The sequence below is a fragment of the Stenotrophomonas sp. ASS1 genome, assembly GCF_004346925.1.
GTDB lineage: Bacteria > Pseudomonadota > Gammaproteobacteria > Xanthomonadales > Xanthomonadaceae > Stenotrophomonas > Stenotrophomonas maltophilia_A.
In genome coordinates, this window is record NZ_CP031167.1 from 1409987 (window position 1) to 1421251 (window position 11265).

An 11265-nucleotide genomic window follows, 5' to 3' on the forward strand; every position below is an offset into this window, starting at 1 on the left:
TTGTGAAGATGAATCCCCAGGCTGTCAACGACTTCCTGAATATTTTTCATGCAAGGCCTTCAAGACAGCCGCTGACCCGTTCTGCACGCCGTCAGCGGCTACCATGTAGGGCGATGACTACCAAAAAACCAAGCAAGGGCGGGAGCACCTCCCGCAGCCAGGCCCCGAAGAAGGGCGCCAAGGCGGGCACGGCCCGCACCACCAAGCCGGGCAAGCCGTTGCCGGGCTGGTTCCCCGAATTGAATGAAGGCGGCGCACCACCGCGTGGTCGCAAGGTCCGCAGCGCCGATGCCGCCGCTCCGGGCCCGGCCCCGGGCCGCAAGCTGCCGCCGACCGGCAAGGTGATCGACGATCCCTATGCCGCCCGCGAAGCCGAGAAGTACGAACAGCCCATCGCCAGCCGCGAGGCCATCCTGGCCCTGCTGGAGCGCTGCGAAGGGCCGCAGACCGCCGAGGAACTGGGCGCGCGCCTGGGCCTGACCGCGCCGGACCGGGCCGAGGCGCTGTCGCGCCGGCTCGGTGCCATGGTCCGCGACGGCCAGTTGGTGCAGAACCGTCGCGGCGGTTTCGCCCCGATCCAGACCCTGAACCTGGTCACTGGCGTGGTGATCGCCAACCCGGAAGGGTTCGGTTTCCTGCGTCCGGTCGAGGGCGGTGACGACCTGTTCCTGCCGCCGTATGAGATGCGCAAGGTCATGCACGGCGACAAGGTGCTGGCCCGTGTGACCGGCATCGATCACCGTGGCCGTCGCGAAGGCAGCATCGCCCGCGTGCTCGAACGCGGCATGACCCGCCTGATCGGCCGCTTCAGCATCGAGATGGGCATCAACTACGTAGTGCCCGACGACAAGCGCGTGCAGCGCAACGTGCAGGTGCCGCCGGACCAGACCGGTGGTGCACGTGACGGCCAGCTGGTGGTCTGCGAACTGACCCAGGCGCCGGACAGCCGCCGTCCGCCGATCGGCCGCATCATCGCCGTGCTCGGCGACAAGCTGACCGCGTCGCTGGTGGTGGAGACCGCCATCCACGGCCACGAGCTGCCGTTCGAGTTCCCGCAGGACGTGCTGGACGAAGCGGCTTCGGTGCCGCTGGTGGTTGAGCCGGCAATGATCGGCGACCGCGTCGACCTGCGCAGCACGCCGCTGGTCACCATTGACGGCGAGGATGCGAAGGACTTCGACGACGCGGTGTATTGCGAGCCGAATGCCGAGGGTTTCCGCCTGGTGGTGGCGATCGCCGATGTCTCGAACTACGTGCGCCCCGGCACGCCGCTGGATGAGGAGGCGCAGAAGCGCGCCACCTCGGTGTACTTCCCGGGCTTCGTGGTGCCGATGCTGCCGGAGACGCTGTCCAACGGTATCTGCTCGCTGATGCCGAAGGTCGACCGCATGTGCTTTGTCTGCGACATGCAGATCGACCGCGACGGCCTGGTCACGCATTCGCGCTTCTACGAGGCGGTGATGAACTCGCACGCGCGCCTGACCTACACCCAGGTGTGGAAGGCGGTGGGCGAGGACGATGCCGATACCAAGGCCTGGATGGGCGACCTGCTGCCGCAGGTGCAGCGCCTGCACCAGCTGTACAAGGTGCTGTCCAAGGCACGTGCCAAGCGCGGCGCCATCGAGTTCGAAAGCAGCGAAGTGCGCTTCGTGCTGGACAACCGCGGTGAAGTCACCCAGGCCGGCATGCTGGTGCGCAACGACGCACACAAGCTGATCGAGGAATGCATGATCGCGGCCAACGTCGAGGCGGCCAGGTACCTGCTGTCGCGCCATGTGCCGGCCCCGTACCGCATCCACGAGAAGCCGCCGGAAACCAAGTACGCCGACCTGCTGGAATTCCTCAAGGAGTTCAAGCTGAGCCTGCCGCCGTGGTCCAAGGTGCGTCCGGGCGATTACACCAAGCTGCTGAAGAAGATCCGGGATCGTCCTGATGCCACGTTGCTGGAATCGGTGCTGCTGCGCAGCCAGAGCCTGGCGATCTACAGCCCGGAGAATCACGGTCACTTCGGCCTGGCGCTGGAGGCGTACGCGCACTTCACCTCGCCGATCCGTCGCTACCCTGACCTGCTGGTGCACCGCGCGATCAAGCACGCGTTGTCCGGCAAGCCGCTGGACAAGTTCACCTACAACGCACGCGAAATGGCTGCGCTGGCGCTGCAGTGCTCCGAGCGTGAGCGCCGTGCCGATGAGGCCGAGCGCGAGGTCGACGAGCGCTACCGCGCCGCGTGGATGGAAAAGCACGTGGGCGGCCAGTTCGATGGCGTGATCAGCGGCGTGACCAGCTTCGGCCTGTTCGTGGAGCTGGACGAGTCGAAGGTGCAGGGCCTGGTCCATGTGACCCAGCTGCCGCAGGACTATTACAAGTTCGACGCGACCCGCAAGACGCTGACCGGCGAGCGCCGTGGCAGCAGCTACCGGCTGGGCGACCGCGTGCGCATCCTGGTGCTGAAGGCCAGCATGGAAGAGCGCAAGATCGACTTCCGCCTGGTCGAGCACAAGGGTGAGGATGAAGGCGATGGCCTGCCGCCGCTGCCCGAGCGTGGCAAGCCGGCCAAGCGGAAGAAAGAGAAATACTGATGACCGTGGTAGTGCCGGCCGCTGGCCGGCATCCATGGCACCCTCGGCACCGACGGGTTGCCGGCCAGCGGCCGGCACCACCAGGAGACATCGCATGCAGGGCCAACCCGAATACAGCGGCGGCTGCCAGTGCGGCGCGATCCGCTTCCAGGCGCGAGGCACGCTGACCGACAGCTCGATCTGCCACTGCCGGATGTGCCAGAAGGCCTTCGGTGCCTACTATGCGCCGCTGGTGTCGGTGCGCGGCGTGCAGTTCAGCTGGACCCGCGGCCAGCCGCGTTATTTCCAGTCGTCCAACGTGGTGCGGCGTGGCTTCTGCGCCGACTGCGGCACCCCGTTGACCTATGAAGCCCCCGACGGCGTGGCCGTGGCCGCTGGTGCCTTTGACCAACCCGAACGCCTGCCACCGACCATCCAGTACGGAGTCGAACGCAAGCTGCACTTCGTCGACAGCCTGGCCAGCCTGCCGGCGCGGCGCACCGAGGAAGACATCGCGGCGCTGGATTTCCTGGCCACCATCGTGTCCCACCAGCATCCGGACCACGACACCCCGCACTGGCCGCCGCGCAGCCGATAAGCCACCTGTAGCGCCGAGCCCACGCTCGGCTGCTCTGGGTTCAGGCTTCATCGGCCGCCGCCCGCCGAGCATGGGCTCGGCGCTACAGAGGGCCGGCCGCAGCGCCCGGCCCGCCGATGCTCTACCATAGCCACCCCCTTTCCGGTCCCCGCCCGCATGAGCAAGAACAGCCAGTGGATTGTCGGCGTCAACGCCGTCGCCTCCTCCATCGAGAACGACGCCGAGAACGTCCGCGAAGTGCTGGTCGAGGCCGGTGCGAAGAACCCGCGCCTGACCGAGATCGAGGAAAACGCCCGCCGCAAGGGCATCGACGTGCGCAAGGTGAACAGCCAGGCGCTGGACGGTGTCGGCGGTTCGGTACGCCACCAGGGCGTGGCCGCGCGCTATGCCGCCGCCCGCACCTACAGCGAGAACGAGCTGGAAGGCCTGGTCACTGCAGCCGAGGGCAAGGCCCTGCTGCTGGTGCTGGACGAGGTGCAGGACCCGCACAACCTGGGCGCCTGCCTGCGCTCGGCCGCTGCCGCCGGCGCGACTGCCGTGATCATCCCCAAGGACAAGTCGGCCACGGTCAATGCCACCGTGCGCAAGACCTCGGCGGGTGCCGCCGATCTGATCCCGGTGGTGGCGGTGACCAACCTGTCGCGCTGCCTGAAGGACCTGCAGAAGCAGGGCGTGTGGATCTACGGCCTGGCCGGCGAAGCCACCGCCTCGCTGTACCAGCTGGACCTGAAGGGCAACATCGCCCTGGTGCTGGGCGGTGAAGCAGATGGCCTGCGCCGCCTGACCCGCGAGAACTGCGATGGCCTGGTCAAGATCCCGATGCCGGGCGAGATCGAGAGCCTGAACGTCTCCGTCGCGGCCGGTGTCAGCCTGTTCGAGGCCGTGCGCCAGCGCGGTTGATCGGCAGCAGCGGCTGTGTCGACCAAGGTCGACACCCACCAGGTAGTCGCCAACCTTGGTTGGCGCTCTTGCCGCCTCACCCCGCGCTGCCGCCCAGTGCCTTGAACAAGGTGACGTCGTTGTTCAGCTGCCCCTGGCGCACGCGCGCCAGCGACAGCTCGGCATCACGCCGGGTCTGCTGCGCTTCCAGCCAGGTGCGCAGGTCGGTGGCACCTACGCGGTAGCGCACTTCCTGCGCCCGTTCCACTTCCACCGCTTCGTCGTACGAAGCCTGCGAGGCCGCCACCTGGCGCGCCAGCTGCTCGCGTGCCGACAGCGCGTTGTCCACTTCCGAGAGCGCGGTATACAGCGTCTTGCGGAAATTGGTCGCGGCGATCTGGTAGCCGGTGCCGGCGATATCGGTATCCAGCTGCGCGCGCTGCAGGTTGAGGAACGGAAGCGACAGGCCGGCGCCCAGCGTGGCCACCGGGTTGCGCAGCACGTCACCCAGCGACGTTGCACTGGAGCCGAGGCTGCCGGTCAGGCTCAGCGCCGGGTAGTACTGGGTAGCGGTCACCTTGATGGTCTTCAGGCTGTTGCGCAGGCGCAGTTCGGCCGCGCGCAGGTCGGGACGGCGACCGAGCAGGTCGGTCGGCAGGCCCTCCGCGATGCTGGGGCTGCGTGCGCCGAGCAGGTCCTGCGGTTCGTCCTGCTGCGGCCAGGGCGTGCCGTCCAGCAGCACGGTCAGTGCATTGCGCGCCTCCACCCGCTGCTGTTCCAGCGCACTCTGCGAGGAACGCTGCGACTGCAGGTTCTGCAGAGCCTGGCGTACTTCCAGGCGCGATACCGCACCGGCGTCGAAGCGGGCCTGGACCAGTTCGCGGGTACGTTCCAGCCGCTCCAGGTTGGCCTGGCCGGTGGCGATGGATTGGTTGAGATAGGCCAGGTTCCAGTATTGGTTGATGGTGTCGCTGATCACCAGCAGCGCGGTGTTCTGCCGGTCTTCCTCGCTGGCCTCGGCTTCCCAGCGGGCGATGTCGCGCTGGGTGCGCAGGCGGCCCCACAGGTCCACTTCCCAGCCCAGCGAGACGCCGGTGGAATAGCTGCGGCGCCAGTCGTCGGCCTGGTCGGTGGCGCGGCTGGCGCTACCACTCACACCTGAAGACGAAGGCTGCGGCCACAACGCGTTGCTGGCCAGGCCAGCCTGCAGGCGCGAACGCTGCACGGCCAGGCCAGCGGCGGCAAGATCGCTGTTGGCGGCCAGCGCCTGCGCCACCAGACGGTCGAGACGTTCATCGCCGAAACCGGTCCACCAGGTGTCCTGGCGGATGTCGCGGCCCGGAGTATCCAGGCTGCTGCGCGGATCGTCGGCGGGCGCATTGAGGGCGGCGTCGCCACGACCGTAGGTCGCCGCCACGTCGGGGGCCTGCACCGGATAGCGGCCCATCGATGCGCAGCCGGACAGGGCGAGCAGTACAGCGCCCGCCAGCAACAGGCGCGAGGGGGCAGGGAAGGGCAGTCGGGTCATCATCTTCATTCGCGGGCCAGGGCCTCCACCGGGTCGAGCTGCGCGGCGTTACGCGCGGGCAGGAAGCCGAACGCAACGCCGATCAGGGTCGAGCAGGCGAAGGCGGCGACGATCGAGGCGGTGGAGAACAGCACCTGGAAGTCGCTGGCGAAGCGGCCGATCATCGAGCCCAGCAGCAGGGCCAGGCCGATGCCGAGCACGCCGCCGAGCAGGCACACCAGCACTGCTTCGATCAGGAACTGCTGGCGGATATCACTCTGCCGTGCACCGACGGCCATGCGCACGCCGATCTCGCGGGTACGCTCGGTCACCGAAACCAGCATGATGTTCATCACACCGATACCACCGACCAGCAGTGCGATGGCGGCGATGGCGCCGATCAGCAGGGTCATCGTGCGCGTGGTCTGCTCGATGGTCTGGCGGATCTCGGCGCTGTTGCTGAGGAAGAAGTCCTCGGTGCCATGGCGCATCGTCAACAGGCGGGTGATCGCTTCCTGTGCGGCATCCATCGGCGTGGCGTCGTCCACGCGCACGGTGATGCTGGACACGTGGCTCTGGCCGAGCATGCGCGACATCACCGTGGTGTACGGCACCCACACGCTGAGGCTGGTGCTGCCGCCGAAACCGAAACTCTGGCGCTTGGCCACGCCGACCACGCGTGCCGGCACATTGCCGAGCAGGATCACCTGGCCGATCGGATCGACATCGGGGAAGAACTGGGTCTGGGTGTTCTCGTCGATCACCGCCACCTGGCCGAGGCCCTTCACCGCATCGGCATCGAAGAAGCTGCCGCTGAGCAGGGTCACGCCCTTGACCCGGAAGAACTGCTCGCCGACGCCGCTGACCTGGGCGGTGGAGGACTGGTTGCGGTAACGCGCGGTGACCGAGGTCGACACGCTGGGCGTGGAGCTGTCGACGTAGCTCTGCCGGGCCAGCGCATCGGCATCACTGGCTTTGAGCGTCTGCACACGGGCCGAGCGCATGTCTCCGAAACCACGGCCGGGGTAGACATCGATGGTGTTGGTGCCGAGCGCGCTGATGTTCTGCAGGATCTGCTGCTGCGAGCCATTGCCCAGCGCCACCACCGAGACCACCGAGGCGATGCCGATGATGATGCCGAGCATGGTCAGGAAGGTGCGCAGCCGATGTGCATTCATCGCCAGCAACGCCATGCGGAATGCTTCGGTGAAGCGGTCGCGCGCGGCCCGCCAGCTGTTGCCGCGGGCGACGCCGGTGCTGGCCTCGCGCTGCGCGCGGTAGGTCGGTGCATTCGGGTTGGCGCGGTCGGCGATGATCTCGCCGTCGCGGATCTCGATGATCCGCTGCGCGTGTTCGGCCACGCTCATGTCGTGGGTGACGATGATGATGGTGTGGCCTTCGGCGTGCAGCTCGCCGAGGATCGCCATCACTTCCTCGCCGGATTTCGTGTCCAGCGCGCCGGTCGGTTCGTCGGCCAGGATCACCTCGCCGCCGTTCATCAGGGCACGGGCGATCGACACGCGCTGCTGCTGGCCGCCGGACAGCTGGCCCGGCTTGTGGTGCATGCGGTCGCTCAGGCCCAGCCGCTGCAGCAGCTGTTCGGCACGCGCGTTGCGCACCGGGCCGGGGCTGCCGGCGTACACCGCCGGCACTTCCACGTTGCCGCGCGCATCGAGGTCGCCCAACAGGTGGTAGCGCTGGAAGATGAAGCCGAAATGCTCGCGGCGCAGTTCGGCCAGCTCGTCCGGCTCCATCTTCCCGGTTTCGCGGCCGGCCACCTGGTAGCTGCCACGGGTGGGACGATCGAGGCAGCCGAGGATGTTCATCAGCGTCGACTTGCCTGAGCCGGACTGGCCGACGATGGCCACCATCTCACCGGCGTGGATGTCGAGGTTGACGTCGCGCAGCACGGCGATCACATCGTCGCCGGCCGGGAATTCGCGTCGCAGGTCACGCAGGCGCAGCAGCGGCGCCGTCGTGCTCATCGGCGCCCCATGCCCGGGCCGCCGACCCGCATCTGCATGCCGCCGCGGTTGCCGCCGCCGGCGCTGGCACCGGCCGCACCGGCTTCGCCGACCACCACGCGCTCGCCTTCCTTCAGTCCCGACAGGATCTCGGCCGAGGCGCCGTTGTTGATGCCCACGGTTACCTTGCGCGGCTGCGGCTGGCCCTTGTCGTCCAGCACCCGCACCATGCGCTCGTCGCCACGGCGCTTCGGCCCCAGTGCCACCGCCGGCACCATCAGCACGCCCTTGGCCTGCTTCAGCAGTACCGAGACCTGCGCGGTCATGTCGATGCGCAGGGTGCCATCCGGGTTTTCCACGTCGAACAGCGCGTTGTAGTAGACCGCGCTGCTGGAGCTGGAACTGGACGAGCTGCTGGAACTGGACGAACTCTCGTTGGCGATCGAGGCCGGCGCCGGATTGATCTGGCGCAGCGTGGCGTGGTACTTGCGATCCGGGTCGCCCAGCGTGGTGAAGTACACCGGCATGCCGGCCTTGATCTTCACCACGTCGGCTTCGGAGATCTCGGCATTGACCGTGACCACGTCCAGCCGTGCCAGCATGACGATGGTCGGTGCGGTCTGGTTGGCGTTCACGGTGCGACCTTCCTCGGCCACCACCGCCACCACGGTGCCGTCCATCGGCGCGGTGATACGGGTGTAGGCAAGGTTGGCGCGGGCGGTGCCCAGCTCGGTTTCGCGGCCCTTGATCTGCGCCTCGTAGGACTGCAGCTGGGCACGGGCGGTCTTCAGCTGCGCCTCGGCGGCATCGTACTCCTGGCGCGAGGTGGCCTCGGCGGCCAGCATCTGCTGCTGGCGCGCGAATTCCAGTTCGGCCTGGCGCAGGGTGGCCTGCTGCACGGCGCGCTGGGCGGTGACCTGGTCCAGCGAGGCCTGGGCATTGAGCACCTGGTTCTGCTGGGTGGTGGCGTCGATTTCGGCAATCAGGTCGCCTTCCTTCACGGTATCGCCCAGCTGCACCTTCAGCGATTTGATCTGGCCAGAGGCCTGGGCACCGACGCTGACCAGCTTGTAGGCGTCGATCACACCGGTGGCCTCCACCGTCTGCTCGATGTCACCACGGCTGACGGGCGTGGTCGCCACCGCCGGGGCGGCGGGCTTGCGCAGCAGCCACCAGGCGGCTGCGGCAACGGCAAGGGCGAGCAGGGCGATCAGTATCAGGCGACCCCGGCGGGTCGCGGGCAGCAGGCGGAACGTCACGTCGTGGCTTCACTCTCGGGGCCGCGGTGGCGGCGTTGGTGGGCATTGTGAAGACCGGGCGATGGGCGGCTCAATCCTCGGGGTATGTCTCTATGTAACACTGTCGGTGAATACGCGTAACCACAGGTATCCCGCCCATGGCTGGATACACTGGTACGCATTGCCCCGGATGCGGTTCAGCTGCCGACACGGGATGATCGCGACATGGAGACTGAAAACACGATGCATCGACTGCTGATCGTCGACGACGACAACGACATCCGCACCCTGCTGGCCGAACAGCTCGGCCGGGCCGGCTACCAGGTGAGCACGGCCGCAGACGGCACCGCCATGCGCCAGCTGCTGGACCGCGAACACGTGGACCTGATCGTGCTCGACCTCAACCTGCCGCGCGAGGATGGCCTGACCCTGTGCCGCGACCTGCGCGCGCGTTCGAACACGCCGGTGATCATGCTGACCGCGCGTGCCGAGCCGATCGACCGCGTGCTGGGCCTGGAAATGGGCGCCGACGACTACCTGGCCAAGCCGTTCGAACCGCGCGAGCTGCTGGCACGCATACGCAACGTGCTGCGCCGGACCGAGGCGCTGCCGGCGAACCTGGAGCCGCTGGCGGTGCGCCGTGCGCGCTTCTCGCGCTGGGTGTTCGATCTGGAGCATCGCCACCTGGTCGATCCGGACGATCGCGTGGTGGTGCTGTCCGGCGCCGAGTTCCGCCTGCTGCGGGTGTTCATCGCCCACGCCAACAAGGTGCTGTCGCGCGAGCAGCTGGTCGCGCTCAGCAGCGGCCGCAACTACGAGGCACAGGACCGCGCCATCGATCTGCAGGTCAGCCGGCTGCGCAACAAGCTGGGCGACGACGGTGGCCCTGACGGACTGATCAAGACCGTTCGCAACGAAGGCTATGTACTGGCCTCCTCGGTGAACCTGGAATAAGCCGCGATGAAGCGCCTGCGCCATTTCCTGTCCTCGATGGTCGGGCGGTTGTTCGTGATCCTGCTGCTGGGCATGAGCGTGGCCGCGATCGGCGCGACCATGCTGGCTACCTCCAAACGCCAGCAGGAGTTCGAGCGGCAGAACCTGAACCGCATCGCCGACCGCCTCCAGGGCTACGTCAACCTGCTCGACGGCAACCCCGAACTGCGCGAGCGCCTGCTCGAAATCGGTGGGCCGAGCGTACGTGCGCTGCAACCCGGCGCACGGCTGGGGCGGGCCGATACCGCGTTGATGGAAGTACTCGATGACCGGCCCGGCCCGGTCGCACGCGCGCATGTGCACTTCGCTTCGTTCCGTTCCTGCATTCCCAAGCTGCAGGACCTGCTGCCCCCGCCGCCACCGGGGCATCGCAAGCATCCGCGCGAACGTGATCCGGCGTTCATCCCGCCCAAGTGCCGTGCGGTCGACGTGACCCTCAACGACGGCACGCTGCTGAAGCTGGCGCTGGATTCGCCGGCGGTGGCACACAACGGCATCCTCGCCGTGGACCCGTGGTTCCTGACCCTGCTGGTGCTGGCGATCGCGGTGCTGGCCTATATCGTCGCGCGCATGGCCAGCGCGCCGCTGCAGGAACTGGCCGCAGCCGCCGAAGACCTGGGCGACGACCTGCAGCGCGATCCACTGCCGCTGCGCGGCCCGCGCGAAGTGCAGCGTGCCGCCGAAGCCTTCAACGCCATGCAGCATCGCCTGCAGCGGCACCTGGCCGAGCGCACGCAGATGCTGGCGGCGATCACCCATGACCTGCAGACCCCGCTGACCCGGCTGCGCCTGCGCCTGGAGAATGTCAGCGACGAGGTGCTGCGCGAGCGCCTGATCGGCGATCTGGCCGCGATGCAGGCGTTGGTGCGCGAAGGCCTGGAGCTGGCGCGCAGCGCGGAGAGCGCCGAGCAGCGCGCCGCACTGGACCTGGATTCGCTGCTGGAGAGCATCGTTGAAGACACGGCCGAGGGCGGCGGAGATGTCGTCTTTGAAGGTGGCAGCGGAGCGGTGTTGATGTTGCGTCCGCTGGCCATGCATCGCCTGTTTTCCAACCTGGTGGACAACGCGGTGATGTATGCCTACCGGGTGCGGGTACGGGTCGAGCGTAGTGGTGGCGCGATCACCGTGGTGGTGGCCGATGACGGCCCGGGCCTGGCCGAGGATCAGCTGGAAGCCGTGTTCGACCCGTTCGTGCGGGTGGAAACCTCGCGTTCGCGCGAAACCGGCGGCGCCGGTCTGGGCCTGACCATCGCCCGCGCCCTGGCTGAGAAAGACGGGGCGCGGCTGTGGCTGCGCAACCGCGTCGAAGGCGGGCTGGAGGCGGTAGTGCAGTGGCCGGCCAGTGCACAGGTGACGCCGCCGGGCCGCGCGGGCTGAGCCTTCGCGGCTGGCGATGGTGACGCCGTGGGCCGGGTTTGGCCTATCATCTGCGCATCTTCCCAGTTCCCCCCCGATGAGCCAGCCCGTCCCCGCCGGCATGCCGTCCCGCGCTGCCCGGCAGTTCCCGCATGCTGCCAGGCCCGGCAGC

Annotated in this window: 8 protein-coding genes; 5 read left to right on the forward strand and 3 right to left on the reverse strand. The window is 68.0% G+C overall.

All coding sequences use genetic code 11. The features are described 5' to 3' along the window. Positions 1 to 113 precede the first annotated feature (113 nt). The 3 genes from rnr (at position 114) to rlmB (ending at position 4056) form a co-directional block, all read left to right on the forward strand. Positions 114 to 2579: a ribonuclease R gene (rnr, locus tag MG068_RS06530; RefSeq protein ID WP_107432518.1), complete on the forward strand. Its 2466-nt coding sequence runs from the start codon at positions 114 to 116 to the stop codon at positions 2577 to 2579. Between the two features lie 94 nt (positions 2580 to 2673). Next, positions 2674 to 3156, forward strand: coding sequence for a GFA family protein (locus MG068_RS06535; RefSeq protein ID WP_132809720.1), 483 nt, complete (start codon positions 2674 to 2676; stop codon positions 3154 to 3156). A 156-nt stretch (positions 3157 to 3312) separates the two neighbouring features. After that, complete coding sequence (rlmB, locus tag MG068_RS06540) at positions 3313 to 4056, forward strand: 23S rRNA (guanosine(2251)-2'-O)-methyltransferase RlmB (protein WP_005408775.1); 744 nt, start codon at positions 3313 to 3315, stop codon at positions 4054 to 4056. A 76-nt stretch (positions 4057 to 4132) separates the two neighbouring features. Here the strand turns inward: rlmB and MG068_RS06545 are convergent, their stop codons facing one another. Genes MG068_RS06545 through MG068_RS06555 form a run of 3 tightly spaced genes read right to left on the reverse strand, consistent with a single transcriptional unit; the run spans position 4133 to position 8765 of the window. Then, the gene (locus tag MG068_RS06545; RefSeq protein ID WP_107432516.1) at positions 4133 to 5572 is read right to left on the reverse strand and encodes a TolC family protein; all 1440 of its coding nucleotides are present in this window, start codon (positions 5570 to 5572) and stop codon (positions 4133 to 4135) included. Next, positions 5569 to 7527, reverse strand: a complete 1959-nt coding sequence (locus tag MG068_RS06550; RefSeq protein WP_107432515.1) for a MacB family efflux pump subunit — start codon at positions 7525 to 7527, stop codon at positions 5569 to 5571. Before MG068_RS06550 ends, MG068_RS06545 begins: the two co-directional genes overlap by 4 nt. Beyond that, entirely contained in the window at positions 7524 to 8765 is a 1242-nt protein-coding gene (locus tag MG068_RS06555) for an efflux RND transporter periplasmic adaptor subunit (protein WP_032127909.1), read from the reverse strand. Before MG068_RS06555 ends, MG068_RS06550 begins: the two co-directional genes overlap by 4 nt. A gap of 204 nt (positions 8766 to 8969) precedes the next feature. Between MG068_RS06555 and MG068_RS06560 the strand changes: the two genes are divergently transcribed. Both MG068_RS06560 and MG068_RS06565 read left to right on the forward strand, forming a co-directional pair. Continuing rightward, positions 8970 to 9698 (forward strand): response regulator, encoded by a 729-nt coding sequence (locus MG068_RS06560; protein WP_005408779.1) that lies wholly within the window; start codon positions 8970 to 8972, stop codon positions 9696 to 9698. 6 nt (positions 9699 to 9704) lie between these two features. Continuing rightward, a complete protein-coding gene (locus tag MG068_RS06565; protein ID WP_032127908.1) occupies positions 9705 to 11114 on the forward strand; it encodes an ATP-binding protein in 1410 nt (469 codons plus the stop codon). Positions 11115 to 11265 lie beyond the last annotated feature (151 nt).

Coding starts and splice junctions, on each gene's coding strand:
- rnr (WP_107432518.1), top strand. CDS start 114: ATGACTACCAAAAAACCAAGCAAGGGCGGGAGCACCTCCCGCAGCCAG.
- MG068_RS06535 (WP_132809720.1), top strand. CDS start 2,674: ATGCAGGGCCAACCCGAATACAGCGGCGGCTGCCAGTGCGGCGCGATC.
- rlmB (WP_005408775.1), top strand. CDS start 3,313: ATGAGCAAGAACAGCCAGTGGATTGTCGGCGTCAACGCCGTCGCCTCC.
- MG068_RS06545 (WP_107432516.1), bottom strand. CDS start 5,572: ATGAAGATGATGACCCGACTGCCCTTCCCTGCCCCCTCGCGCCTGTTG.
- MG068_RS06550 (WP_107432515.1), bottom strand. CDS start 7,527: ATGAGCACGACGGCGCCGCTGCTGCGCCTGCGTGACCTGCGACGCGAA.
- MG068_RS06560 (WP_005408779.1), top strand. CDS start 8,970: ATGGAGACTGAAAACACGATGCATCGACTGCTGATCGTCGACGACGAC.
- MG068_RS06565 (WP_032127908.1), top strand. CDS start 9,705: ATGAAGCGCCTGCGCCATTTCCTGTCCTCGATGGTCGGGCGGTTGTTC.